Source organism: Saccharospirillum sp. ABV4_185 (assembly GCF_056159245.1).
In genome coordinates, this window is record NZ_JBSWUW010000001.1 from 1,953,052 (window position 1) to 1,979,398 (window position 26,347).

17 protein-coding genes are annotated in these 26,347 nt (G+C 55.6%); 13 read left to right on the forward strand and 4 right to left on the reverse strand.

The window, feature by feature from the left end:
* The first annotated feature begins 4 nt into the window (after positions 1-4).
* From ACXAE6_RS09140 to ACXAE6_RS09190, 11 genes are all read left to right on the forward strand, one after another.
* Complete coding sequence (locus tag ACXAE6_RS09140; RefSeq protein WP_475146637.1) at positions 5-1,741, forward strand: glycerol-3-phosphate dehydrogenase/oxidase; 1,737 nt, start codon at positions 5-7, stop codon at positions 1,739-1,741.
* Between the two features lie 20 nt (positions 1,742-1,761).
* The gene (locus ACXAE6_RS09145; RefSeq protein WP_475146638.1) at positions 1,762-2,604 is read left to right on the forward strand and encodes a class I fructose-bisphosphate aldolase; all 843 of its coding nucleotides are present in this window, start codon (positions 1,762-1,764) and stop codon (positions 2,602-2,604) included.
* Between the two features lie 182 nt (positions 2,605-2,786).
* Positions 2,787-4,328 (forward strand): FGGY-family carbohydrate kinase, encoded by a 1,542-nt coding sequence (locus ACXAE6_RS09150; RefSeq protein WP_475146639.1) that lies wholly within the window; start codon positions 2,787-2,789, stop codon positions 4,326-4,328.
* Between the two features lie 181 nt (positions 4,329-4,509).
* Entirely contained in the window at positions 4,510-5,676 is a 1,167-nt protein-coding gene (locus tag ACXAE6_RS09155) for an iron-containing alcohol dehydrogenase (protein ID WP_475146641.1), read from the forward strand.
* Between the two features lie 9 nt (positions 5,677-5,685).
* Positions 5,686-7,191, forward strand: a complete 1,506-nt coding sequence (locus ACXAE6_RS09160) for a CoA-acylating methylmalonate-semialdehyde dehydrogenase (RefSeq protein WP_475146643.1) — start codon at positions 5,686-5,688, stop codon at positions 7,189-7,191.
* Positions 7,192-7,453: 262 nt separating this feature from the next.
* Positions 7,454-8,224: an IclR family transcriptional regulator gene (locus tag ACXAE6_RS09165; RefSeq protein ID WP_392801860.1), complete on the forward strand. Its 771-nt coding sequence runs from the start codon at positions 7,454-7,456 to the stop codon at positions 8,222-8,224.
* 101 nt (positions 8,225-8,325) lie between these two features.
* Complete coding sequence (locus tag ACXAE6_RS09170) at positions 8,326-9,237, forward strand: SMP-30/gluconolactonase/LRE family protein (protein WP_475146645.1); 912 nt, start codon at positions 8,326-8,328, stop codon at positions 9,235-9,237.
* 413 nt (positions 9,238-9,650) lie between these two features.
* Positions 9,651-14,585 carry an RICIN domain-containing protein gene (locus ACXAE6_RS09175; RefSeq protein ID WP_475146647.1) on the forward strand — a complete coding sequence of 1,645 codons (4,935 nt, stop codon included), beginning with the start codon at positions 9,651-9,653 and terminating at the stop codon, positions 14,583-14,585.
* Positions 14,586-14,875: 290 nt separating this feature from the next.
* The gene (locus ACXAE6_RS09180; RefSeq protein WP_475146649.1) at positions 14,876-16,936 is read left to right on the forward strand and encodes a hypothetical protein; all 2,061 of its coding nucleotides are present in this window, start codon (positions 14,876-14,878) and stop codon (positions 16,934-16,936) included.
* A gap of 39 nt (positions 16,937-16,975) precedes the next feature.
* A complete protein-coding gene (locus ACXAE6_RS09185) occupies positions 16,976-18,139 on the forward strand; it encodes a hypothetical protein (protein ID WP_475146651.1) in 1,164 nt (387 codons plus the stop codon).
* A 44-nt stretch (positions 18,140-18,183) separates the two neighbouring features.
* Entirely contained in the window at positions 18,184-19,260 is a 1,077-nt protein-coding gene (locus tag ACXAE6_RS09190) for a hypothetical protein (RefSeq protein WP_475146653.1), read from the forward strand.
* 54 nt (positions 19,261-19,314) lie between these two features.
* Here the strand turns inward: ACXAE6_RS09190 and ACXAE6_RS09195 are convergent, their stop codons facing one another.
* Genes ACXAE6_RS09195 through ACXAE6_RS09210 form a run of 4 tightly spaced genes read right to left on the reverse strand, consistent with a single transcriptional unit; the run spans position 19,315 to position 22,997 of the window.
* The gene (locus tag ACXAE6_RS09195; RefSeq protein WP_475146655.1) at positions 19,315-20,121 is read right to left on the reverse strand and encodes a heme ABC transporter ATP-binding protein; all 807 of its coding nucleotides are present in this window, start codon (positions 20,119-20,121) and stop codon (positions 19,315-19,317) included.
* On the reverse strand, positions 20,114-21,160 hold the full coding sequence (locus ACXAE6_RS09200; RefSeq protein WP_475146657.1) for a FecCD family ABC transporter permease: 1,047 nt from the start codon (positions 21,158-21,160) through the stop codon (positions 20,114-20,116). The genes ACXAE6_RS09195 and ACXAE6_RS09200 overlap by 8 nt, the downstream gene beginning before the upstream one ends.
* Complete coding sequence (locus ACXAE6_RS09205) at positions 21,157-21,981, reverse strand: heme/hemin ABC transporter substrate-binding protein (RefSeq protein ID WP_475146659.1); 825 nt, start codon at positions 21,979-21,981, stop codon at positions 21,157-21,159. Before ACXAE6_RS09205 ends, ACXAE6_RS09200 begins: the two co-directional genes overlap by 4 nt.
* Entirely contained in the window at positions 21,978-22,997 is a 1,020-nt protein-coding gene (locus ACXAE6_RS09210; protein ID WP_475146661.1) for a hemin-degrading factor, read from the reverse strand. The genes ACXAE6_RS09205 and ACXAE6_RS09210 overlap by 4 nt, the downstream gene beginning before the upstream one ends.
* Before the next feature lie 120 nt (positions 22,998-23,117).
* Here ACXAE6_RS09210 and ACXAE6_RS09215 point away from each other — a divergent pair, with 120 nt between their 5' ends.
* Both ACXAE6_RS09215 and ACXAE6_RS09220 read left to right on the forward strand, forming a co-directional pair.
* On the forward strand, positions 23,118-25,070 hold the full coding sequence (locus ACXAE6_RS09215; RefSeq protein ID WP_475146663.1) for a TonB-dependent receptor plug domain-containing protein: 1,953 nt from the start codon (positions 23,118-23,120) through the stop codon (positions 25,068-25,070).
* A 43-nt stretch (positions 25,071-25,113) separates the two neighbouring features.
* Positions 25,114-26,250 carry an HmuY family protein gene (locus ACXAE6_RS09220; RefSeq protein WP_475146665.1) on the forward strand — a complete coding sequence of 379 codons (1,137 nt, stop codon included), beginning with the start codon at positions 25,114-25,116 and terminating at the stop codon, positions 26,248-26,250.
* Positions 26,251-26,347: the final 97 nt, after the last annotated feature.

The following is a 26,347-nucleotide window of genomic DNA, read 5'->3' on the forward strand; positions in this document are numbered from 1 at the left end:
GGTTATGAACGAGCATAGCAGGGCCGCGCTGTGGCAAAAATTAACAGCCAGGGAATCGGCTGAGGTGGTGGTGATCGGCGCCGGTATTAATGGCATCAGTGTCTACCGCGAACTGGCGTTGCAAGGCGTCGATGTGGTGCTGATCGATCAGGGCGATTTTTGTGGCGCTGCCAGTGCGGCACCCTCGCGCATGATTCACGGTGGTTTGCGTTATCTGGAAACCGGCGAGACCGCCCTGGTGCGTGAATCCCTGGCTGAGCGCAACGCCTTATTGCATAACGCGCCCCATTATGTGCGACCGCTACCGACCACAATTCCGATTTTTTACTGGCTTGCCGGTGTTGGTGCAGCGCTCAGTCGTCTGTTCGGTCGCGAGCCCGGTCCGTCACGTCGCGGTGCTTTTATTATCAAGGCCGGGCTCTGGTTGTATGACTTCTATACCCGCCGCCGTCAGCTATTACCGCGACACCGGTTTCGCTCGCGCTCGGCAACCTTGCAGCGCTGGCCACAACTGAATGAAAAACTGGTGTGCAGCGCGACCTATTACGATGCCTGGATCAGTTATCCCGAACGCCTGGCGTTGGAAATGGTGCTCGACACCCAGGCCAGTGCGCCCAATTCGCTGGCGATGAATTACGTCGCTTTGGCGGAGACCGAAGGTGATCAATTAACCCTGACCGACAAAATCAGTGGCGCACAAACGACGCTTAAACCGAAGGTGGTCATTAACGCCAGCGGCGCCTGGATCGATCACACCAATGAGGCGATGAACAGCGCCAGTGAATTTATCGGCGGCACCAAAGGTTCGCATCTGATTGTCGCCAACGAAGAACTGCGCGCAGCCACCGGCGACCATATGATTTTTTACGAAACACCGGACGGTCGTGTCTGTATTTTATTTCCCTTTATGGGCCAGGTATTGGTCGGCTCCACCGACTTGCCGGTGGACTCGCCGGATGCGCCTTATTGCACGCCGGAAGAAGAGCAATACATTCTCGAATCGCTGGCTTATGTGTTCCCTGATATTCGCATTGAGCCGCAACAGATTCTCTATCGTTTCAGTGGTATTCGCCCCTTGCCGCGCAGCGACGCGGCGGTGACGGGCCAGATCAGTCGCAATCATCAGTGCCGCGAAAGCGCGCCAACGCCGCAACGTACTTTCCCGATTCTGTCGATGGTCGGCGGCAAGTGGACCACCTTCCGTGCCTTCGGCGAACAGGTTGCCGATCGGGTTTTGCAGCAGCTTAAACGTGAGCGAAACGTTAGTACCAGCGAGCTTGCTATTGGCGGTGGTCAGCACTATCCGCACGACAGCGGCGCCCGGCAAAATCTGCTCAATGAATGGCAACAGCGTTACGCCGAATCACCGGAGCGGTTGACGCAATTGTTTGAGCGTTACGGCACCCGCGCTGAAAAAGTGCTTGGTTATCTTGCCGCTGGCAATGACCAGCCGTTGCGCAGCCTTAACGATTACAGCGAACGTGAAATTGGTTTTCTGATCGAATTCGAGGCGACCCAGACTTTGTTGGACCTGGTCTTGCGCCGCACCAGTATTGGCATTGGCGGACGCATTACACCCGAGTGTTTAATCGAATTGCAGGCGTTACTGAACCGGCATTTGGCACTGAGTGATGCCGAAGGTAATGCCATGCTGCAACAAACCCGAGACCAGCTTCGCCGCCTGCATGGCCTGGCCGACTGGCAACTGAATCCCGCTGAGCGCAATTCGCGTTCGGCCTGACGCATCATAAGGAGTGCATCATGTTTAATACGCATAAGGTTCGGATGAACCGCTTGTTGAATAACGGAAAATGTCTGGATGTCGCCATCGATCATGGCGTCTGTAATGAGCCGAGTTTTTTGAATGGTCTGAGCGATATGGCCGGTGTTGTTGATCAGTTAGTGGCGGCCAATCCCGATGCCATTCAGATGAATTATGGCCAGGCGGATTTGCTGCAGGATCGCAACGGCAAAGACAAACCCGCCTTGGTGCTGCGCACCGATATGGGCAATCCCTACAACCCGGAACGTCATCGCAGTATGTGGGCGGTGTTGCAGAACGAGGACGATCCGATTAACACGGCGCTGCAAATGGACGCCGCCTGCGTGGTGGTGAATTTATTTATGCTGCCCGATGAACCCGATCTGTTTCGCCAATGCGTGAAGAATATCGGTAAAGTTCGTAATGCCTGCGACCGCGTCGGTATGCCCTTGATGATTGAGCCGTTGGTGATGCGTCCGCACGATGGCAAGGGCGGTTATATGGTCGATGGCGACCGCGAAAAAATCGTCACCCTGGTGCGGCTGGCGCGCGAGATGGGTGCCGATATTATCAAGGCCGATCCGACAACTGAGGCCGAAGATTTCCACGAAGTGGTCGAAGCGGCGCGCTGCCCGGTGTTAGTTCGTGGTGGCGGTAAAGAGGATTTGTCGGCGGTGTTCGGCAAGGCCGAGCAACTGCTGAAGCAGGGCGCGCACGGCATGGTCTATGGTCGTAATATCTATCAGCATCCGGATCCGAGCCGGGTGGTGAAGGCTTTGATGGCTATGATTCATGATGGGGTTAGTGCGGAAGTGGCCATGGGGGTTTATCAGCAGGGTTGAGTTTGCCGGTAGTGGTTCGCTGCCATCTTGGGTGGTCCGCTTGGAGGCACGCCGTGAACCCATCCATGGGGGCTCGACTTTGACATCCATGTCAAAGACGTCCTCCAAGCGGACCACCCAAGACAGCCGCTACTGGCTGTGGTTTAGTCGTTAAAAAACAACAACAAGAAAGCGAGCAAGTTATGGCAACCCAGACGCCTTTATTACTGGGCATCGATTGCGGCAATACTGTGGTGAAAGCGGCGCTGTTCGATTTGAACGGCCGCGAAATTGCGGTGCATGCGCAAAGCGTCGATACCCAAAAACCGGCGCCCGGTTTTACCGAAACCGATATGGATGAGCACTGGCAACGCTGTGTCAGTGCTATTGCCGGTGTGCTTAAAAAAGCCGGAGTCAATGGTGATGCCATAGCGGCCATCGGTGTCAGCGGTCACGGTAATGGTTTGTATCTGCTCGATCGTGAAGGCCTGCCGCTTAAAGCCATTCAGTCGATGGACACTCGCGCTGAAGCCCTGGTCGCCAGTGGCGAATTGGACGCAGCGGCGATTCTGCCGCTGAACCATCAGGGCATTTGGGCGGCGCAGACGCCGGTGTTGTTGCGCTGGTTACGCCAGCATAAGCCGGAGCTGTATCAGCGCATCGGCACCGCTTTTCTATGCAAAGATTCAGTCGTGCATCGGTTAACCGGCGCGCGGTCCAGCGACTTCAGCGATATGAGCGGTTGCGGCCTGATCGACTTTGGCCGTGGCGGATATTCCGATGAACTGCTCGCCGCCTATGGTCTGGACGATGCCCACGACTGGTTGCCGCCACTGCATCAATCGACCGAGGTGGTCGGCGAGGTGACTGCGGCCACAGCAAAAGCCACCGGCCTCGCTGCGGGCACGCCGGTGGTGGCCGGGTTGTTCGATGTGGTTGCCAGTGCTCTGGGCAGCGGTGTTGAACGCACCGGTCAGGCGTCGTTAATCGCTGGTACCTGGAGCATCAATCAGGTCATCGTCGAGCAGCCACCTGAGCCCGGTTCGGTCTTTATGGCCAGTACCTTCGATGCGAATCGTTTTCTGGCGATTGAATCCAGCGCCACCTCGACCGCCAATCTGGAATGGTTTATCCGCGAGTTCTGCGCCGATGAATGCCAGCGCGCGCGTGACCGTGATGCTTCTGTCTACCAGATCATCGCCGAAGAGCTCACCAACGTAACGCTGCCCGCCGATCTGCCGCTGTTCCATCCGTACCTTTATGGCGCCGGCCAGGCGTTGCACGCACGCGGTGGTTTTTATGGTGTGACCGGCTGGCACGATCGCAGCGCCATGCTCTATGCGTTGTTCGAAGGCGTAGTGTTTGGTCATCGCCAGCATCTCGATCGCTTGCGCGCCGCCGGTGTCCACTTCGATTCGGTGCGCTTAACCGGCGGCGGCGCGCGCAGCGATTACTGGGCCCAGTTGTTTGCCGATGTGCTCGATGTCGAGATCGACACCGCCGACGGCACTGAAACCGGCGCACTGGGCGCGGCCATCGCCGCCGGCGTCGGCGCTGGTTGTTTTGCCGACTACGCCGAAGGCACCGCCCGGATGACGCGACTGAGCGCTCACTATCAGCCCTGCACCGATCAGCGCGACTTCTTCGAGCGGCGCTATCAGTTCTTCTGCCAGTTACGCCGCGCCATGGAACCGCTGTGGCAGCAACTGGCGGAGTTCAACCAGGGACTGACCCCGAGCGATTGATTTCCCGTTAACCCTGCTGACCCGGTAGCAAGCACCGGGTCGGTTCTGTGCGGCTCAAAATTTAAATTTGTAAAAACGGTACAAAATGTCTCAATATAAATTATATTGACCAGATAACAGCGAGAGCGGCGCCTGAGCCGACCAACAGAAGCCGGTCCGCCGGCGGCAAGGAGGGTCCGACATGACTCATAGAATCGTTCTACCCCGACTGATGGAAACCGGTGCCGGCGCAGTGCAACAGGTACCGGCCTTGTTGCAGACGCTGGGCTGCAAAAAACCGCTGCTGATCACCGATCCGATTATGGTGCAGCTCGGCCACGCGGCGCGGCTGCAAGACATCCTGGCAACGGCCAGTATTCACAGCGCAGTGTTTGCCGACACCATGGCCGAGCCGACCGAGGATTCACTGTTGCCGGCGGTTGATCAGGTCAAAGCCGGCGACTTCGATGCATTGATCGCCCTCGGTGGCGGCTCGGCCATCGACAGTGCCAAGGCCATCGCCATTCTCGGCAAACACGGCGGCCAGATGGCCGATTACAAAGTGCCGCGCATTGTCGATGAGGCCGGCCTGCCGGTGATCGCCATTCCCACCACCGCCGGTACCGGCTCGGAAGCGACCCGCGTCACCATCATCACCGATGCCAAAACCGACGAAAAAATGCTCTGTATGGGATTGGGTTTTATGCCGGTGGCGGCGGTTATCGATTACGAATTATCGATGACGGCGCCCGCGCGGGTGACCGCCGATACCGGCATCGATGCGCTCACCCACGGCATCGAAGCTTATGTCAGTCAGAAGGCGAATCCGTTCAGTGACCAGCAGGCGTTGGCGGCCATCGAACTGATCGCACCCAACCTGCGCCGCGTCTATCACAACCCCGACGACAAGCCCGCGCGCGAAGCCATGATGCTCGGCGCCACTCTTGCCGGCGTGGCCTTTTCCAACGCCTCGGTCGCTCTGGTGCACGGCATGAGCCGGCCGATTGGCGCGCATTTTCATGTGCCCCACGGTCTCAGTAACGCCATGCTGTTGCCGGCCATCACCGAGTGGTCGATTCCGGCCGCCGAGGCGCGTTATGCCACCTGCGCACGCACCATGGGCATTGCCACAGCAAGCGACAGCGATGCCACGGCCAACGCCAAATTGCTCACCGAATTAACCGCGCTGAACGACGAATTAAAAGTGCCGACGCCGGCCGGCTTTGGCATCCAGGAAGGTGACTTTTTCGGCAAGCTCGAATTAATGGCCGAGCAGGCGCTGGCGTCCGGTTCGCCCGGCAATAATCCGCGCGTGCCGACGGCGGCCGAGATCGTCACGCTCTATAAAAAAGTTTGGAATCAGTCTTAAGGAATCGCCATGAAAACCATCGAACACTTTATTAATAACGCACGAGTCAGTGGCGCCAGCGAACGCTACGCCGACGTCTACGACCCGGCTACGGGCCAGGTTCAATCGCGGGTGCAACTGGCGTCGGCCGACGATACCCGCCAAGCCATCGCTGCTGCCCAGGCGGCCTTTCCGGCCTGGTCTTCGGCGGCCGCTTTAACGCGGGCGCGAGTGCTGTTTCGTTTTAAAGCCTTGCTTGAAGAGCACGAAGACGAACTGGCCGAACTGATCAGCCGCGAGCACGGCAAGGTGCTTTCGGATGCGCGCGGCGAATTGACGCGCGGCAAGGAAGTGGTCGAATTCGCCAGCGGCATGCCGCACGCCCAGAAAGGCGAATACAGCCGCAACGTCGGCACCGGTGTCGATACCCACAGCCAGATGATGCCGCTCGGTGTTTGCGTCGGTATTTCTCCGTTTAATTTCCCGGCCATGGTGCCGATGTGGATGTTCCCTATCGCGCTCGCCGCCGGTAATACTTTTGTGCTGAAACCCTCGGAAAAAGATCCGTCGGTGGCGCTGCGGCTGGCCGAATTGCTGCGCGAAGCCGGCTTGCCCGATGGCGTCTTTAACGTCGTCAACGGCGATAAAGAAGCCGTCGATACCTTGCTGACCGATGAGCGCGTCCAGGCGGTCAGCTTTGTCGGCTCCACGCCCATTGCCGAATACATTTATGAAACTGCGAGCCGTCATGGCAAACGCGCCCAGGCGTTGGGCGGCGCCAAGAACCATTTGGTGGTGATGCCCGATGCCGATCTCGATGGCGCGGTCAGCGCGCTGATGGGTGCCGCTTACGGCGCCGCCGGTGAACGTTGCATGGCGATTTCGGTGGCGGTGGCGGTCACCGATGCCGTCGGCGATGCGCTGGTTGAGCAACTCAAACCACGTGTCGAATCGCTGAAAATCGGCGCCGGTTACGGCGTTAAAGACGAAAACGATATGGGCCCGCTGATCACCCGCGAACATCGCGACAAGGTGCGCTCCTATGTCGACAGCGGTGCCGAGCAGGGTGCTGAATTGGTTGTCGATGGTCGCGATTTAAAAGTGCCCGGTCACGAAGACGGCTTCTTTATCGGCGGCTGTTTGTTCGATCATGTTCAGCCGAACATGACCATCTACCGCGAAGAAATTTTCGGCCCGGTTTTATGTGTCGTGCGCGTGCCCGATTTCGACAGCGCGGTGCAATTAATTAACGCCCACGAATACGGCAACGGCACCGCCATTTTCACCCGCGATGGCCAAGCCGCGCGTCGTTTTGGCGAGGAAGTTCAGGTCGGCATGATCGGCGTTAACGTACCGATTCCAGTGCCCATGGCTTACCACTGTTTCGGCGGCTGGAAGCGTTCTTTGTTTGGTCCACTGCATATGCACGGACCGGACGGCGTGCGTTTCTTCACCCGCATGAAAACCATCACCACGCGCTGGCCCGACAGCGAAGTTGCCGCGCCTGCTGAGTTTGTGATGCCGACGATGAAGTAATCCTTTTCGAGTGCGATGCAAGACGGCTTCGGCCAATGACTGCCTGTCTGAAAACCGCCTTTAGAGCGGAGCAGGGATGAGGTTTGGGCGCAGGGATGCGCCTTTGTTTTTTGTGGCCACTGCAGATGGTCTGTTTCGGTTGCCCAGGTGAGATCCCGGATAAGCCTTTTGCACAAGTGCTCGATAAACCTCAACCTAACGCCCATGTTATAGTCTGCCCACTATCCACTGACCCACCACCGGCACGGAGCCCACCCCACCCATGACCCAACGCCGCGAAAAAGGCTCTTCCATCCTGCGTGTGCTCGACATCCTGAAAACCGTCAGCCTGGCCGAACGCGGTGCGTCCTTGCCGAGCCTGATCGACGAACTCGATATTCCCAAAGCCACGGTGCATCGTCTGGTGCAGCAAATGGAGGAAGCGGGTTTCCTGCAGATCAATCTCAAAGGCAATGTGGTGCCCGGGTCGGCATTGCAGGAAGTAGCGTTGGGTGTGCTCAGCAGCAACGAGGTGAAAATTCAGCGTCAGGCGATTCTGCAGGGCTTGGCGCGGGAAGTGGACGAAACCTGCGGCATTTCCATCCCCAATGGCACCGATATGCTGTATTACGACCGCGTCCAGGCCAACTGGCCGTTGCAGGTGCATCTGCCGGTCGGTTCCGAAGTGCCGATCTGGTGTACCGCCAGTGGCAAGCTGTATCTGGCGCTGTTGCCCAAGGCCGTGCGCGAGCGGGTCATCCGCAATCTGCCATTGGATAAGCGGGCGCGTAATACCGTGACCGACCCGAGCGAGCTGGCGACGGAACTCGAACGCATCCGGGCGCAAGGCTTCGGTACCGATAACGAAGAATTTATCGACGGCATGGTGGCGGTCTCGGTGCCGGTGCGTACCGGCGATGGTCAGTTGGTTGCCTGTCTGTTCGCGCACGGCCCGGTGATTCGCTGCTCACTGGACGAGTTAAAAAGCCATATTCCGGCCATGCAACGCGCCGCCACCGAGCTCGGTCAGGTGCTGGATGGCGTGAAAAACTGAAATATATTTCAATAATGAGATTATTTGTCTCATTATTTTGACTTTGATGCGGGCTACCGCTAGGTTGTTTAAAAAAACAACAACCTTGCGGAGCCCGCTCAATGACCTTCGCCCAACCGCTCGATCAGCCATTTTCTGAGAGTCCCCGCTGTGTGCTGCCCTGCGCCGATGTGATCGGCGAAAGCCCGATCTGGTGCGCCCAATCCGCCACTCTGGTGTGGACCGATATCGAAAGTGACCGCATTCATCGCTTCCATCCCGCCAGCGGCCGGCACAGCGTGCATCAGGTCGATATCGGCATCACTGCTTTAGTGCCGACCGACGCCGGCGACTGGATTGCCGCCAGCCGCAGTGGCCTGTACCGGCTCGATGCCGATTTCAAAACCACCGCCTTCCTGCTCGACCCCTGCGTCGGGCAAACCGACATCCGCCTTAACGATGCCATCGCCGACCGCGCCGGTCGGTTGTGGACTGGCAGTCTGTTTGAGGCCGATTTGGCTAGCGCGAAAGGTGCGCTGTATCGATTGGATGCCGACCTGAATTGCACCACTGTCGATGATGGTTTTGCCGTCGCCAATGGCATCGCCGCCAGCCCGGATGGTAAACGCCTCTACGCCGTCGATATGTTCCATCGCCAGATTCGCTGCTACGACCTGAACCCGGTCAGCGGGGAACTCGGGCCAGCGCGTATTTTCACCACCCTCGCCGAGCACGAAGGCAAACCCGATGGCCTGTGTTGCGACGATCAGGGCGGGCTTTGGGTGTGTCACTGGGGCGGTGGTTGCGTCAGCCGGTTCGAGCCCGATGGCAGGCTGAGCACGCGCATTCATCTGCCGGTTTCCCAGGTCACCCGCTGCACCTTTGGCGGGCCGGACCTGCGCGATCTGTTTATCTGCACCGCCCACTTTGAACTCAGCGCCGCTGCCCTTGAGCGCGAGCCCGAAGCCGGCGGTCTGTTCCACATCCGGGTGCCCTGGAGCGGGCTGCCTGAAGCTCAGGGAGCCTCTGAATAACTCCCTCAGGACTCTGGCTTATCCGAGGGACGGTGCCACAAGGCGGACTCATGCAGGAATGTCGAGACCTTTCAAATGAGTTTAACGCAGTGGCAGCGTTCCTCGGAAAGCCCCGGAGGGCGCGGCTAAAACGTCCTGCCCCGGCGTTGCACTTCTTGACAAGGGCTACGGCCATTGCGCTGCGAAGTGCGCCTTGTGGCAGAACGTTTTAGCTCGCGCAGAGCCCTGAGGGAGTTGTTCAGAGTCTCCCTCTAACTGCGATACGGCAGGAGCCGGCGCGGTTAAGGAGGTTGCCCGATTCTGAAGCTCAGTAAGTTGTGACCGGACTGACCCCACAAAAAATCAGCCGGTCGACCGCTCATCACAGTGCGTCCGAACGATCCGTGCGTTGTTCGTTCGGCAAGGAGATCACAATGAAAACAATAAGAAGGATGCTGTTGGCGACGCTGCTGTCGCTGGCCGCCGTGCCACTCGCCTTTGCCCTGAACGGGCCCGGCCTGGGCAATCTCAACTACAACGCGGGCGAGCTGTACCAGCGCATTTCGCTGGTCGATGGCTCCCTCGGTATTCCCGATAACTCCAACGACCCGGCGGCCGTGTTCGGCCTGAATCTGGGTTATATGTACAACGGCTATTTTGTCGGTATTTTCGCGCCCGACCACGGCCATTCCTCCGGCGGCTGGCTGGTGTTGGATGTTTCCGATCCGCGTAACCCGACGCAGGTGGCGCGCAAATACGATTCCACCTACAGCTTCGGCAATGCCTACAACGGCTACAGCAACGGCCAGCAGGATCCGCACTTTTTAGGCGAGACCGGTGACTTCCGCGAAAACCACGGCACCGGTTTTTCCATACAGGATGGCCGTTATTACGCCGCCATTCCCACCGGCTATGGCGTGGAAATCTGGGACTTCACCGATGTCGGCCCCGGTGTGCCACCAGAGCGCGTCACCGCTTTCGATATTCCCAATATCGCTGCCGGCGACTACACCAACACCTCCTGGCAACTGACCTGGCAGGCGCCGTATTTGTATGTCGCCAACGCCAACCAGGGCATCACGGTGATCGACACCAGCGACATCAATAATCTGGAAATTGTCAGCCGCACGCCGATTTCCCTGCTCGGCGGTTTCCGTATCGGGCCGATCTTTGCGATGGGCAACCATATGGTGGTGTCGAGCATGGACACCAATGGCCGCGTCGCCAGCATCGACATCAGCGACCCGGCGCAACCGCAATTGCTGGCCACCTATTCGCCCGGCCAACGTTTTTACGCCATCTGTTTTAACGGTTCCCAGGTGATGTTCACCAACCGAGGTACACCGGCCTATATGCAGGTGGTCGATATCAGCGACCCGACGCAATTTGTGGAACTGAGCAAGAACGAATTACGCATTGATGAGGCGCTCTATTGCGCCACTCAGGGCGACCGTTATTTCTCCGGTAATCAGGAAGACGTCAGCGTCATCGATATGAGCACCCCGGCCGACCCAATCTCGCTCGGCGCCGGCTCGTTGAACGTCGGCGGTGGCAGCGACCACGGACAGGTATCGGTGTTCGGTAACCTGGTCTATGTCGGTAACGACCACGGCGGTGGCAATGGTTTTATCGTGCATCAGACGGCCGCCGATTCGACCGGCCCCAACGTCACTCAGGTGAGCCCGCGCGATGGCGCCACCAATCAAGGTTTGAAAAGCCGCATCGGTTTGGCGCTGGCTGACAATGCGCTGATCAGCTCGCTCGATAACACCACCTTTATTGTGCGCGAACAGGGCAGCACGGTTCCGCTGGCCGGTCAGTACAGCGGCCAGGGTGATATTGTGAACTTCACGCCCGATGCCGCCTTACAGGCCAACACTACTTATGAAGTGGTGGTGCCGGTCGGTGGCATTACTGACTGGTCCGGCAACGCCACCGACGTAGCTTTTAGCTCCACCTTCACCACCGGCGACGGTTCCGGTTCGGCCGACTGCACCGAGAACTGTCCGATTGGTGGCGGCACTGCCAGCGCCAGCACGACGCAATCCGGTCACCCGGCCAGCGATGGTAACGACGGCGATTACAGCACCCGCTGGACCGCCAGCGATGGCTCGGTGCCGCAATGGTTCCAGGTCGATTACGGCACGCCGCACGAATTCTCCGGTGCCCAACTGACCTTCGAATTCGGTGGCGAGCAATACAACTACACGATCGAAGTCTCCAGCGACGGCAGCAGTTGGACCCAAGTCGCCGACCGCAGCAACAACCCGGAAACCACCATCCAGCAGACGCTGACGTTTGCGCCGGTTACCGCCCAATATATGCGCGTGAACTTCACCTCTTTGCCGCCAAGTTCCTGGGCGGCGCTGTACGAATTCAGCGCGCTGCAACCGGTGCAGGGCTGTAATGCGGTGGGCAACGAAGTCTGCTTTGTGAAGCTGATTGCCGATTCGGAAGTCAACGGCGAAGCCTGGACCTCGGTTGCCGAACTGACGGTGCTGGATAGCAATCTCAACGCGATTTCGGTGGCCAATCTTGACCTGTACGACGTCGACAGCGAAGAGCTGGCCGGTGAAGACGGCTCCGCCTTCAACGCCATCGACAACAACCCCGCCACCTTCTGGCACACCGAATGGCAGGCGGCGAATCCAGTGCATCCGCATCAGATCACGCTGAAGCTGGCGGAAGGTCAGGCGCTGGGTGGTATCGATTATCTGCCGCGCCAGTCTGGCTCCAACGGCCGCATTGCCAACTACCGCGTTGAAGTCAGCGCCGACGGCAACAGCTGGACTCAAGTTAGCAGCGGCACTTTCGCTGATTCCGCCACCGAGCAACGCGCCCTGTTCGATGAGCTGGTGCTGCCATTAAGCGTCGAATTGCCCGCGCCCGGTGCCGTTGAAGCCGGCCAGAGCGTGCAGTTCGCAGCCGATGGCGAAGGCGGCGACGGCACTCTGGAATACGCCTTCGACTTTGGCGATGGCAACAGCCGCGGTTTCTCCACCGACGCGACCGCCAGCCACAGCTACGCCAATGCCGGTCACTATCCGGTGATCGTCACGGTGCGCGATGCAAGCAACAACACCGCCAATGCCAACCGGCTGCAAACGGTGCATCGTACGCTGACCGCGAGCGCACCAACGCGCGCCTCAAGCATTGTTCAGGCCAACGGCCGGATTTATACCGCCAATACCGATGCCGGCACGGTCACCGCGATCAGCGCCTCAACTTTGCAGGTGGATTGGGAAGTCAGCGTCGGCGACAAACCGCGCACCCTGGCGATCGCCAATAATGGCGATGTCTGGGTCACCAACCAGGGCAGCGACAGCCTGAGCGTGCTCGATGGCAGCAGCGGCGCCTTGGTCACCAGCGTCGATCTGCCGCGCGGCTCGCAGCCCTATGGCGTGGTGTTCAATCCAACCGGCAGCGCGCTGTACGTCAGCCTCGAAGCCAGCGGCGAATTGCTGTCGCTCGATACCGGTACCGGCGCCCAGCTCGACAGCCTCGATATCGGCGCAACGCCGCGTGGTCTGGCGGTCTCGGCCGATGGCCAGAACATCTACGTGACGCGCTTTATCTCGCCGCTGCAGCCGCAAGGTGAAGTCTGGCGGGTGAGTGCCGCTGGCCTGAATCTGGCGGAAACCATCGTGCTGCAGAACGACACCAGCACCGTCGATGGCGAAGACCGTTCCCAGGGTTATCCGAACTATCTGGCTTCGGTGACCATCTCGCCCGATGGCGACCGCGCCTGGGTGCCATCGCAGAAAGTGAACACTGGTCGCGGCACCTTCTTGAGCGGTGAAGCCCTGACTTTTGAGAGCACGGTGCGCACCATCGTCTCGCAGATCGATCTGGCGACGCACGACGAAGACTTCGCCGCCCAGTTTGATTTCAACGATGCGAACCTCGCCACCGATGCGGTGTTCACGCCGCTGGGCGACTATGTATTCGTCGCGCTCCAGGCCAACAACAAGGTGGAACTGCTCGACGCCTACGCCGGCTCCAGCCTGGGTCAGCTGATCACCGATCGCGCGCCCAAAGGTCTGGCGATCAGCGATGATGGCCGCCGCCTGTACGTGCACAACTTTATGGGCCGCAGCGTGGAAGTGTTCGATACCGGCGGTCTGATCGACGGCACCAACTTCCTGGCATCGTCACTGGCGCTGGTCGATACCGTCGGCAGCGAAGCCTTGTCGGCGCAGGTGCTCAACGGCAAGCGCATCTTCTACAACGCCGACGACACCCGCATGGCGCTTGATGGCTATCTGACCTGCGCGTCGTGCCACCTCGATGGCGATTCCGACGGCCGCGTCTGGGACTTCACCAACCGAGGTGAAGGCCTGCGCAACACCCGCAGCCTGATCGGCGCCGCCGGGACGCGCGACGGCAATGTGCACTGGACGGCGAATTTCGACGAAATCCACGATTTCGAAAACGATATTCGCAACGAGTTCGGTGGCAGCGGCTTCCTGTCGGCGGCGGACTTTGCCGCCACGTCCGATCCACTCGGCGCGGCCAAAGCTGGCCTGAATGCCGACCTCGATGATCTGGCGGCTTATGTCACCTCGCTCGCGGAAACCCCGGCCAGCCCGTACCGCAACAGCGATGGCAGTTTGACCGCCGATGGCGTTGCTGGCGAAGCGCTGTTCAACAGCCTGAACTGCGCCTCCTGCCACAGCGGTGACTATTTTACTGACGGCCAGCGCCACGACGTCGGTACGATTCAGGCCAACTCCGGCCAGGGCAGTGGGCAATCGCTGGCGGGCGTCGGTTTCGATACGCCGTCGCTGCTCGGCCTCTGGTTTAAAGCGCCCTACCTGCACAACGGTCAGGCGGCGACGCTGGAAGACGTGCTCGATTCCAGCAGCCACGGTGGCACCGCCACACTGACCGCTCAGCAGCGTCAGCAACTGGCCTCATACCTGTTGCAATTGGAAGGACCGGAGGCGTTGCTGACCGGCACCGGCCGGCTGCAATCGAAATCCAGCGGTCGCTGCGCCGATGTGGAAAGCGCCGGCAGTGCCGACGGTGATGATGTGCTGCTCTGGGGTTGTCATGGCGACGCCAACCAACGCTGGCAGGCCACACCGACCAGCGCGGGTTATCTGACGCTGACCGCCGAGCATTCCGGCAAGTGCCTGGATGTGGACGGCAACTCTACCAGCGCCGGCGCCAACGTCCAGCAGTGGACCTGCAACGGTGGCGATAACCAGCAGTGGTTACCGGTCGATACCGGCGATGGCTACTTCCAGTTGCAGTCGCGCTTGAGCGGCTTGTGTCTGGGCTTGCTGAACGACGGCACCGCCAATGGCGTGACGCTGGAACAGCAAAGCTGTTCCAGCAGCGATGGCCAGCGCTGGCGGCAGAACTGAGCCCCTGGTTTAAATACATTGGTATAAAGCCCGGCTACCTCTGAGGTGACCGGGCTTTTCTATTTAGTCTCCTAGTAAGAATTATCGCACTTCCACGCCTTCCTACTCGGGTATGGGCATTGGATACACATGTGGCTGCGGTTAACAGACTGTTTTAGAGCATTGATTTCAAAAGACAAATCAAAGTTAAAGATATTGCTTATCAAATAATAATGATTTGTATTTGCAATGTAAGTTTTTTTGTCATAGTTGTATGAGCTCACTGTATTCATACAACAAGGGAAATAAGGATGAGTAAGTTAAGGATCATCAGCGCCCTACTAGGGAGTATTGGTGCATTCGCACCATTAACAGCTAATGCCGACATTTCGGATTTGTTTGGTGTCGGGCATGAAATGCCTGCCTCAGTGGACGAAACCGTTCATCTAGGGATGCCGTTCAATGCCATGTCGGGTCAATTTCAACACTACCGTTGTATCAATGGTCCCATTGTTGAAGCCGTGGAGAACGGCAGCTCGGAATTGGTCCTGCAGCAGGGGCTAACCGAGAGCGAAATACGCAAGTATCTGTCTGGCAGTATCAGCGCGGGTTTCAACAGTGAACTGCTGGATGGCGTACTAGGTGCCGAAGCCGGTGCTGGCTTGGCGCGGTCATTAAGTGAGAGCGAAACCTCTATTTCTTACTCATATGGCTATGAGCTGGAAAAAATTGTTGAAAGTCTGGTGGTGGATTCGTTTAACAGCGAAGGCTTGCCAGAACATATCAGTAGCGAATGTTTAGACCTGATCGATTTGGTTTCTGATACCAGTCAGCATATCGACAACTCCACTCTGGCATCGATGGGCACCCACTTGCTGACTAATATCTCGTATGGCGCCAGCCTCTTTGCCAACCTAAAAATTTCCACCAGAACTGCTACTGAAAAGTCGCAGATTAACGGCATGTTGGATATTAGCAGCGGTATTCTGGATATCAGCGGTAATTTGAACGACCTGTCTGAGGACACTCGAAGAAACACTACTGTCGAAGTTTATGTGCGTCAGTTGGGTGGCGAACCTAGGAAACTACTGGAATCGTTGAGTGCAGAAAACGGCAATGACGGAACCGCTGTTGTTGCTCGATGTGACTTGAACGATATTGGTCCATGCAGAGATATATTTACGGAAATTATCCGCTATGCGAAAGACGGGTTTCAGGACAGTTTAGTGGATGAATATGGGTACCTTGATGCTTCTAGACTGGCAAGAATTAATTACTTTGTAACCCCGTTTGCAAACTACAATTTGACCAGTTTGATGCTAGATGAGTTAAGCCAACATGCTGCGGATGAGTCAGGTTATTTAATAGAGATGCTGCAGGCATATGAGGCTTACTCGGAAAAGCTATTATTAGTGGAAAATGCAATTTTTTACTCAAATGAATTTTATTCGGATTCATATAGAGCTAACCTGTATGCGCTAAGAGACAAGCTTTCTTATTCAAAGCAGTTGTTTCGGAAGGCATCTGCTATATGTAGAAATGACTTTATTATTGGTTCAAATTGTGAATCGGCCAGAAGTGAGATATATAACTCTTCAATTAGTGCTGATTTAAGTGCCATTCCTGTAAGCAGTGAAGCTTTTAATGAGCTGTTCTACTTGAGCGAAGATATTTATATTGAGAGTTCGAGTGTTACGTTCAAAACTGGTTTAACTAATGGACCGGTAAACGAAAGTAGCGCTGGTGTGGTGTTTTCTTGGCAGGTTATTAACGCTTCCAGCTGTAGTGTTGAAATTCAAGATGAAAGCGGCGAGTTAGTTGAAGATTTTGTCTATATTGATTCAGGTGCAGATGGATCTGTTTTAATAAGTGTAGGAACAATTTCTGGTTATCTTTTCCCTAATAGTTGGTATGGTGATGGAAGCAGTTATGTTGAAGAAGTTCAACGCTGGTTTTTGGATATAAAGCTAATATGTAGTGATCCATTTCAAACTACGAAGTTAGTGTTGGAAGAATCGATAGATCTTCATGACGACAACTTACAGTTATCCGAAATAACATATGAGCATGACTTAATTGAATTAAAACTAAATAACTATACGAACATAGGTTCTAATTGCTGGGTAAGAGCTAGGTGGTCGATACTAGGTGTGTTGGTTCCTTTGTATGATGATCAGTGGACTGAATGGTTTCCGCTTGATGCTGATGGAAATGTATCAATAGGGTTAACGCCAATTGGAGTTAGCTATCTTCCATATGAATCCTTTATTCGTCCTTTTGACTTTATGAATCCGGGCGAATCTGAATTAGAAGATTATCCCTATGCGTTTGATGTATTCTCTAATCCATACGAATATTTGTGTGTTTTTTAATATATATTTTTCAGTGTAGGGTTTTAAGAGGGAATTAAGATGAGTTTCAGGAATGTTTTTATATATTTTGTTTTTTTCTCGTGTTCAGTAGAAGCCTATTCGGATACCATTAATATATATGAAGAAAACAATAGTATAGTTCTGCAAGTAGAGGAGTTCCAAAACGAAAGGCTGATGATTTTGCAACCACATCTAGGTATGGGCTATAAAAAATCAGGAAATGCCTTAACTAATATATTGTGTGTATCGGGTATTGAATCTGAATTTGGCCCAGTTAAAGAAAGTTTTAGACTATTAGCTAATGAATCAATTGAAGCTATGCGCGATGAACTCTTTGGTCGTTTAGATGTAGGTATAAGTCTGGGGGGGTTCTCCCTAGATGCGGGTGGTCTAATTGATAGAAGAACCGTTAGTGGGGATTACTCATCTACCTACTCCTTTATATATCAAGGCGTATCTCGACGACGTGTGTTATTACCACATGATCCGGAGAGCCCCTTGATAGATGGCCACTACGACACCAGTGGTTGTGCATCGATTTTTGCCAGCAGTAATGCGCCAAATATTATTGGCGATGAATTTGTTAACTCAATTTTATTGGGTGGATTATTAAAGTTCGACCTGACAATGACCGCTAAGAAAAAGAGCGATATCGATGTCCTAAAAGGGCATCTAAAAATGGGTTCAAGCAATGGCTTTCACCTGGATATCGCTGGTGCTGAAGAACAAGGCGTTAACCTGAATGAAGTTCGGATTACGCTGAGTTTAAGCCAGCAAGGTGGCCGCCCGGAGATGTTGCAACAGGCGGTAGGTGATAGCGCAGTTAGTTGTCGTGCCAGTAATTGGAGTGCTTGTACTGAGCTGTATACCACGGCAATCAACTACGCTTTTAACAACTTCCCCAGTCAGTTTGATAGCGGTGGTGATGAATTCATCCTGTCATATACGACTGTGCCTTATCGCAATGCCAGGATTGCAGATTTTGAATCACTGGGCGGGGCTGATGAAATTAAACAGTTGGCTGTATTGCTACATCTGCGAGGTGAATACGATCAGGCATTAACCTACCTGAACGAACTGGTTGTATTGGAGGCGAATCAATCGGAAATTGCGGCGGCTGAATCAGAAGTGACGTCACTCGAATCGCAGTATCGGCTCTGCCAGCAGGACCATGAATATTGCAGCAGTGTTGTCATTAACTGATTGATTGCATGGGAGCTGCAGGGTAATGCCTGCAGCTATTTTTCATGAAAAAGCTTTTATTGTTTCTGCTAGTCTTATCCGGTGGGGCTCAAAGTAGCACAGAGCTCGTTGGTCGTGGCTATGATGTTCGATCTCAAGAGCTACTTACTGGTCAGTGTATTGAACCTGTAGGCGAGCCAATACCCCTGGCTGGTTTTGTTGAGTTTAACGCCAACCTGTCGAGCAATGTGGCTGAGGATTATCGCCGAACCAGTGCCAGTGGTCGTCTCGCTGGAAACGTTATTGTTGTCTCTGCTTCTGTGAGTGTGGAGCTGGATTATTCCTATTACGAGAGTACCACAGCAATTGAAGAACGATACTTTCGCGAAATAGAAGATGGTCTTACCAGTTATTCAGAATATCGGCTAACTGACCTGGCAGAGAACCTGTATCAAAATTCGTTGCCAGAGTTCCGTCGTCTATGTGGCAGTGGTTTTGTTGCGGCTCAAGGAGATGGTTCCTTGATGAACAGTCGAATAGTGCTGACATTTGATAGTGAGGAAGAACAGAAGTACTACAAAAAGACCACTAAAGTGAAGGCATTATTCGGGTTGGTTAAATACACAGATGTTGATATTGATGAGTATCTGCATGATTTTTCTATTAATCGAATAACTATCTATTACTCAGAATTTGATGATATTCATTCTCGCTTTATCAACCAAAGCTACAGTTGTTCAACCAACTTTCGAACCTGCATAGAACGTCATCTGGAAATGCTGGATCGGTTATACCTTGCCGGTGACAGCAGCGATGACGCGGGTGTTATCTATCGAGTGTTGCCCTATACCGCTTTGGGTCTGAACCCGTACGATCCAATCAACGATTTCAGGCTCGATCAGGTGTTACTGGTCTCGAACCAGCGCCTGGCACGGTTGCGGCATATGGAGACCGCGCTGAACCGCTGCACTCTGAATACACAGAGCGACTTACAGTATGTGCGAGGGCTGATCGCAGATATTCACCTGCAGCAAGGCTACTGTGTCGAAAGTCCCGATATGAATTGTTTTACTGAGCTCTCCTATCTTTCCACAACTCCGCTTAACGAGCTTTCGTCAGGTTGCAGTCTGTTTTCCAGTTAATGGTTTGAATAAAAAGTCACCTTTAATTGGTCTGTCTAATGATTCTTTGGATCGCTAAATAGACTGGCCAATCGGCTCCACCGCTTCGCGCTGCGCCACCAACAATGGCCAGTCCGCTTCCGGATGCGCCAGTTGATGAGTGCGCAGCGCGAAGGCTTCGGCCACTCGTACCGGGGTGAGACTTTCCTTCACCGGGCCGACCACCAAAGGTCGGCCCGCCTTCATCAGCAACACTCTGTCGGCATACTGCGCCGCTAAGTTAATGTCGTGCACGATGGCGAACACGCCGATGTTTTGCATCGTTAATTGCCGCACTAATTGAAACACCTGGTGTTGATGCGCCGGGTCTAAACTGGCGGTGCATTCATCCAAAAATAAATAGCGCTGTTCCGCCGGTGACGACAACAATTGGTGCAGCACTCGCGCCAATTGCACGCGCTGCATTTCGCCACCGGAGAGCGTCGGAAATAAACGCTCGGCCAGGTGGTCGGTGCCGGTTAAACGCAGCCGTTCCAGCGCCAGTTTTTTCTCCACTGCTTTGCGTTTACGACCGTAAGGCGTGCGCCCGAGTGCCACTACTTCCCAGACCTGAAATGGAAAATGCAGCGGACTCGATTGCGGCATGACGGCGCGAACTTTGGCTAAGTCGGCGCGCGAAAAACTGCGCAACGAACGGCCGTTCAGTTCGACGTCGCCATCCTGCATCGGCCACTGGCCAGACAGAATTTTCAGCAGCGATGACTTACCAGCACCGTTGGCACCAAGCACGGCCACTAATTCACCGGGGTGCAGTTGCAGGTCGATGCCATCGACCAGAGCACGGTTGCCGGCGCGCCAATAAAGGTTGCGGGCGTCAATCATGGTTCAGTGTCCTATCGTTCTGGCGCAGCAATAAATAGAGGAAAAAAGGCCCGCCGATCAGCGAGGTGATGATGCCAATGGGCAACTCCGCCGGCGCTACCACGATACGAGCCAGGATGTCGGCCCAGACGAGCAGGGCAGCGCCGACGATACCGGACAGGGGAATCAACGCCCGGTGGTCGGGCCCAATGGACAGCCGCACCAGATGCGGCACCACCAAACCGACAAAACCGATCATGCCGGCGACCGAGACGCCAGCGCCCACGGCCAGGGCAGTAAACACAAACACCAGCCGACGAATGCGATGCGGGTCGATGCCCAGGTGTTCGCACACGGCTTCGCCCATCAGCAACACATTCAACGCCGGTGCGAGTAACGGGAAGGCAATCAGCGATACCAGAATCCAGGGCGCCGATACCGCCAGATCACGCCAGGTGACCGAGGCCAGCGAACCCATGCTCCAGAAGGTAAAAGAACGCAACGCGGCGTCGTTGGCGAGAAAGGTCAGAATGCCGGACACCGCCCCGGCAAAGGCGGTGATGGCAACACCGGCGAGAATCAGGGTAGTGATCTGGCCGCCGCCGGGGGTGCGTTTGGCGATCCAGTAGATAATCCAGGTAACCGCTAAAGCGCCGCCGAAGGCTGCCAGTGGCAAGGCGAGAAAACCCAAGGTCGCCATCCAACCAGCGAGCAGTGTATTGCCGAGCACAATCACCGCCAGCGCCGCCAAGGCCGCGCCGCTGGACACACCAATCAAACCCGGATCGGCCAGCGGATTGCGAAACAAACCCTGAATCGCCGCGCCGGCCATGGCCAGAGAGGCACCAATCAAAACGCCCATCAGCAAGCGCGGCGCGCGGATGTCGCTGAGCACAATCTCAACGTGGCGCGGCAATTCGATGGCGTTACCCGGCCACCAGCGCAGCGACCATAAACCGAGCTGATCGAGCGACACCGGCACGGCGCCAATCGCCAATGCCATCACCACGGCTAGCGCCAGCAGTGCCGCCATGGCTAACGAAAACGGCGTGGTGTTCATGACGGATTGGCCATGCGCTCCGCCAGTTGTTGCAGCGACCAGCCCAGACGCGGACCGAAGGCCAGCAGGTCGATATCATCGACGCTGTAGATGTGGCCGTTTTCCGCAGCAGCGGTCAGGCGCAAGGCCGGGTTGGCGGCCAGCGTCGCCAAATCGTCCTGGCTGTGAAACACCAGAATGGCATCCGGGTTGGCTTCGATGGCGGCTTCCGGCGTCAGCGGCTTGTAGCCCTGAATATCGCCGAAGGCGTTGTTGAAGCCGGCCACTTGCAAAGCGCCGTTGGCGAGCGTGCCGGTGCCGGCGACCTGAAAACCACGCGAGCCACCGTCCATGACGAACATAACGTTCAGGCGACCGATGTTTTGCTGCAACGCCTGCTGCGCAGCGCGTACTTCGCGGTCGACTTCGGCGGCCAGTTGAGCGCCGGCGTCGCTTAAACCGAGCGCGTCTGCCGTCGCCTGAATTTTAGTTTTCAGACCCTGGAGGCTGGGATCGTTATCGAGAATATCGATCTGCACACCGGCGTTGATCAGTTGCTCCAGTGCATCGGCCGGGCCGGCGTCTTCGGTGGTGATGATGCGTTCCGGCGCCAGCGACAAAATGCCTTCGGCCGACAGGGTGCGCATATAGCCGACGTCCGGCAATTCGGTGGCCGCTTGCGGATAAATCGAGGTGGTGTCGACGCCGACCAGGCGGTCTTCGGCACCCAGGGCATAAACAATTTCGGTGATCGAACCATCGATGGTGACCAATCGTTCCGCTTGCGCCAGGCCACAGAACGACACCGCGACGACGAACACCAGCTCGCATTTCAGTTTCATGCAGTCACCTCGGCAGCGGTCAGCTCATCCATCAGCGCACGCCAGTCGGCGCGTTCGGCATTGCCTTCGTGGCGCTCGCCAAAGAACTGCACGATGGAGTTGCCCTGCGCATCGAAAGCTTCAAGCGAAGTAACCTGACCATCGCTGGTCGGACGGCGGATTACCCAGGCCGTGTCGATCGCTTCGGTGCTCAGATGCAGGTTGAAACCCGGATCAAGAATGTTGAACCAGGGGCCGGTGCGCAGCAGTTTTTGCGGCACGGCGGTGTGAATCTGCACTGCGCCGGCGTTGCTGACAAAGGTCATCAGCGGGATGGCACGGTCGCGGCAGGCGGTGATGGCGGCTTCGCAGACGCTGACATCGACGCGCTCGGCGAGGTCGGTACCGGCGGCTTCCAGGGCGCTCAATCGATCCGTTTCATGGCGTTTCAGCAAACCGTGGAACTGATGCACATCGGTAATGGCGTTCCATTCACTGCGAAATTGATCGACGTTTTTCACGGCGCGACGCACCAGCTTCTCTGCTTTTTCCAACGCCGGGGCCTGAGTTAGCTCGGCGCTGTATTCGGCCACCAGCGCATTCCAGGCATCCACATCGGTCGCGTCTTTGCGGTAGATCTTGATCACCGCCGTGCCCGTGGCATCGAACACCTGCAAGCTGTGGCGTTCGTCTTCTTCCACCGCCACCACAAAGGCCCATTTCGAGAAGAACAACCGCTGGTCCTGAGCGCCCAAAAACAGCCCGGTCTGCTCGCCGCCTTTGAGCTCGCCAAAGACGCCGGTGGTTTCATGCACGGCGTTATCGTTACGCACCAGCGCCATCACCGTGCCCAGCTTGGGCAACTTGCCGGCCAGTTGGTGACCGCTGACGTCGAGCCAGGTCACGCCGTCGCCCAGACGGGTCAACAGCAAGTCCAGTTCGCTGACGTTTAGTTGATCGGCAGCATTGCGAATGCGCAGTTTGGGGGTGTCAGCCTTGAGCTTGGCCCAGGCCTGAGCCAGTTCAGCGTGAATCATGGTGTGCCTCTAAGGGTTAGTTTCTTTTTAAGAATGATTCTCAACTCTGTTGACGAGAGTGCGGTTGTACCTATATCGTAATTGATAAGTATTTGCATTTACAAATGGTTATCAAAAGAAATGAAGAGAGTCAGCCAACCCTTGTCAGGGCGCGCCTATCGCAGCGCCATCTTGCCCGCACTGCTGGTCGCCACGGGCGCTGTTCAAGCTGAACAAAGCCTCCAGAGCGCCGATAAGCCAGAGCTCGACACCGTTGTCGTCACCGGCACGCTCAGCGAAACCCTGATTGAAGACAGCCCGGTGCCGGTGCAGGTGATCAGCCGCGACGCCATTGAAAGCAGCCAGGCAGCCACGCTCGAAGACCTGCTGGCCGATGTGCCGGGTATTCAGTTGATTCAGACGCATGGCCAGACTGGTCAGTCGATTCAACTGAATGGCATGGGTGAAAAACACGTGCTGGTGCTGGTCGATGGTGTGCCCTTGAACCAGGCAAACCGATCCAATATCGATACCCGTTCCATTCGCCTGGCGAACGTCGAGCGCATTGAAATAGTTGCCGCCAATGCGTCGTCGCTGTACGGCAGCGCAGCCATGGGCGGGGTGGTGCAGTTGATCACCCGTCAGGCGGAAGAGCCGGGCTATGAAGTCGGTATTCGCACCCGTCAGGCCGAAGCCAGTACCGACCGTGGCCCAACCCGAACCGACGTCGATGGCCGGCTGGTCACGCCTTTAATCGGTGGGCAATTGGCGTCGACTGCATCGCTGTCTTACGACCTGGGTTTTGATCGCACACCCGATACCTGGGAAGACCAAAGCGCCAGCGATCTGTCCTGGTCGCTGGACGAACGCTGGGACCTGCGCGGCGATGTGAATCACAGCCTCGGTTTTGGCTGGAGCGGCTGGGATTTATCGCAACCCGGTGAACACGCAGTGACCGGCAACCCCAACGAAAACTCGGTGTTCGAACAACACCTCACCGGCCAATACCACGCCAAAAGCGACCAGGCTGAAATTATTCTGGCCGGCGGCTTGGGCCGTGGTGTTTCCGAGCAAGACAAGATGGCAACCGAAGAGGTCGATCTGACGCGCACCTATGAAAGCTGGGACGCTTCCATCGACAGCCGATTGTTTTTCAGTTGGGCATCGCGCGATCAGGTCGTCGGTGCTCGACTCGGTGCGGCTTATCTGGGTCAAACCAAAGAAGAGTTGGGCCAAGCGGATGTCGAAGAAATTGAACCGGCAGACCAGCAAAGCGTTGAGGTTTATGTCCAAGACGATTGGTTCGTCGGTGAGCGGGTCGAAATTGTCACCGGTTTGCGTGGCCATTGGGAAGACAGTTACGGCCTGCATTGGGCGCCGAACCTGGCAACGCGATTGGACTTATCCGAACAGCAATTTATTCGCGCCAGCGTCGGCCTGGGCTATCGCGTTCCGGATTTAAAAGAACGCTTCTATCTGTTCGATCACAGCCTGCATGGCTATCGCGTTATTGGTAATCCAGACCTGGAACCGGAGACGTCTTTAAGCGCTCAGGCCGAATGGGTCGCTGGCCCGGCATCTGTCGAAATCTTTGTGCGCGACGTTAAGAATTTAATCAGCACTCGCGAAGTATCCAGCAGCGGCGGCATAACCGATTACCAATACAGCAACGTCGAAGAAGCCGATATCTGGGGCATTAACTTAGGCCTGGATGGCAGCTGGAAATCGCATTCTTTATCAGCTGAATTTCAATGGCTGTATGCCGAAGACAGCCTAACCGGCGAGCGCCTGGCGCGCCGCCCGGAGTATCACCTTGGCCTGAATCACCAATGGCAATTCAGCACCTTTAAACCGCATCGCTTAAACACTCGATTGACCCATACCGGGCCGCAATTTTACGCCGCCGAAGAGAGTCAGCCGGTCGACCCCTACACCCTGGTTGATGTCTCACTGGCCACCGAATTAACACCCGCCATAACGCTGACCATTGGCGTCGACAACCTGACCGATGTCTGGTCAGAAACGGCGCGCAGTCAAGATCCTTTGCCCATTACCGGGCGTGAGTATTTGGTCGGGGTGCGTTATGCGCCTTAAAAAATAACGGGTAATTGCCCACTTAAAATATAACGGAGGAACTATGCAGCATATTAAATGGGGTGTTCCAGCTACGCTGGTTTTAGTGGCTTTGGCCGGTTGTAATCCGTCTGATTCTTCAGATTCAGGTGGTGCTGGTGGTGATGTAGATGTTGTATTGGATGCGTCATCTGGATGGGCTTTTTTGAATCTGGAAACTGAAAGTGAAGTAAGTGCTACTGGAAATTGGGATTTAGCCTTTGAAGGATCCAATGTACGCAGCAATCCAGGTCGAGTAGAGCTTGCACTGGCCGCCCCACAGGAAGATTTTTTTGATAGCGTAGGGGATCCGGTGGCGAATGTTTTTCTTAATGCTACTGCGAGTTCGGAACTAGAACATTTCAACGCGAATTATGAAGTATCAGAATTATCGTTTGCACCAGATGCAATTGATGCGGCCATAGGCCGAGATGGGACAAACTTTTATACTGGATCATTCGCAGCCAATACGAGTGCCTGGTGGATAGTCCGTTCGGCTGAAGGTGACAGTTTCGCTAAACTTAATGTCACTAACTTTAGTTATAACGGGGCAACAAATGAGATAACTGTTGAAGCGGACTTTTTCGTAAAAAGTAGCGGAGACAGCAGTTTTTCTAGCACTGCCGTTCAGTGGCAGAGTCATAGTTTAACGCCAAGTGAAGCCTGTTTTGACTTTGACAGTGGCTCAACTGTTTCTTGTAACAGTACTACCTGGGATGTGCGGTATTTCAGTGTAGGTCAGACCCCGATGTTATTGCTTAACAGTGAATTCAGTGGGGATGGCTCTGCAGGGCTATATGTTTTTGATGACAAAAGTGATAGTGATGCATCGAATGACGATCACGCTATGACTCAGTCTCAAGTGGACGCAGTAGATGTCTCGACTCTTGCCAGTGCAGTCTTTGCAACGGATCAAGAAAACGAGAGCAACATGTTCTTTAATGCGTATCCCGACTACGGAGATACCTATAATGATTGGTTTGTATATGCCGGCCCTTACGAGACAACTTTTGGTATAGGTAACCACGGTATTTACCCGAATTTTCGCGTCTATGCAGCTAAATATTCCAACGGCGATATCTACCTGTTTCAAATTATTGATTATTACAATGAGGCCGACGAAGGCGGTCACATTAGCGTAAGAATTCGTCCGCTTAATTAGTGATCATTAGCACAGCCATCCAAGCCGGGCCCAGCCCGGCTTTTTCACGCCCGCTTATCCGGCTACCAAGTTTGAAAATGCAACCAATTCGCAATAC

What these genes read in the sequence shown, in the direction of transcription:
- ACXAE6_RS09200 (WP_475146657.1), bottom strand. Translation starts at nt 21,160, where the DNA reads ATGAACACCACGCCGTTTTCGTTAGCCATGGCGGCACTGCTGGCGCTA.
- ACXAE6_RS09195 (WP_475146655.1), bottom strand. Translation starts at nt 20,121, where the DNA reads ATGATTGACGCCCGCAACCTTTATTGGCGCGCCGGCAACCGTGCTCTG.
- ACXAE6_RS09205 (WP_475146659.1), bottom strand. Translation starts at nt 21,981, where the DNA reads ATGAAACTGAAATGCGAGCTGGTGTTCGTCGTCGCGGTGTCGTTCTGT.
- ACXAE6_RS09210 (WP_475146661.1), bottom strand. Translation starts at nt 22,997, where the DNA reads ATGATTCACGCTGAACTGGCTCAGGCCTGGGCCAAGCTCAAGGCTGAC.
- ACXAE6_RS09155 (WP_475146641.1), top strand. Translation starts at nt 4,510, where the DNA reads ATGACTCATAGAATCGTTCTACCCCGACTGATGGAAACCGGTGCCGGC.
- ACXAE6_RS09175 (WP_475146647.1), top strand. Translation starts at nt 9,651, where the DNA reads ATGAAAACAATAAGAAGGATGCTGTTGGCGACGCTGCTGTCGCTGGCC.
- ACXAE6_RS09185 (WP_475146651.1), top strand. Translation starts at nt 16,976, where the DNA reads ATGAGTTTCAGGAATGTTTTTATATATTTTGTTTTTTTCTCGTGTTCA.
- ACXAE6_RS09165 (WP_392801860.1), top strand. Translation starts at nt 7,454, where the DNA reads ATGACCCAACGCCGCGAAAAAGGCTCTTCCATCCTGCGTGTGCTCGAC.
- ACXAE6_RS09170 (WP_475146645.1), top strand. Translation starts at nt 8,326, where the DNA reads ATGACCTTCGCCCAACCGCTCGATCAGCCATTTTCTGAGAGTCCCCGC.
- ACXAE6_RS09190 (WP_475146653.1), top strand. Translation starts at nt 18,184, where the DNA reads ATGAAAAAGCTTTTATTGTTTCTGCTAGTCTTATCCGGTGGGGCTCAA.
- ACXAE6_RS09140 (WP_475146637.1), top strand. Translation starts at nt 5, where the DNA reads ATGAACGAGCATAGCAGGGCCGCGCTGTGGCAAAAATTAACAGCCAGG.
- ACXAE6_RS09180 (WP_475146649.1), top strand. Translation starts at nt 14,876, where the DNA reads ATGAGTAAGTTAAGGATCATCAGCGCCCTACTAGGGAGTATTGGTGCA.
- ACXAE6_RS09150 (WP_475146639.1), top strand. Translation starts at nt 2,787, where the DNA reads ATGGCAACCCAGACGCCTTTATTACTGGGCATCGATTGCGGCAATACT.
- ACXAE6_RS09160 (WP_475146643.1), top strand. Translation starts at nt 5,686, where the DNA reads ATGAAAACCATCGAACACTTTATTAATAACGCACGAGTCAGTGGCGCC.
- ACXAE6_RS09220 (WP_475146665.1), top strand. Translation starts at nt 25,114, where the DNA reads ATGCAGCATATTAAATGGGGTGTTCCAGCTACGCTGGTTTTAGTGGCT.
- ACXAE6_RS09215 (WP_475146663.1), top strand. Translation starts at nt 23,118, where the DNA reads ATGAAGAGAGTCAGCCAACCCTTGTCAGGGCGCGCCTATCGCAGCGCC.
- ACXAE6_RS09145 (WP_475146638.1), top strand. Translation starts at nt 1,762, where the DNA reads ATGTTTAATACGCATAAGGTTCGGATGAACCGCTTGTTGAATAACGGA.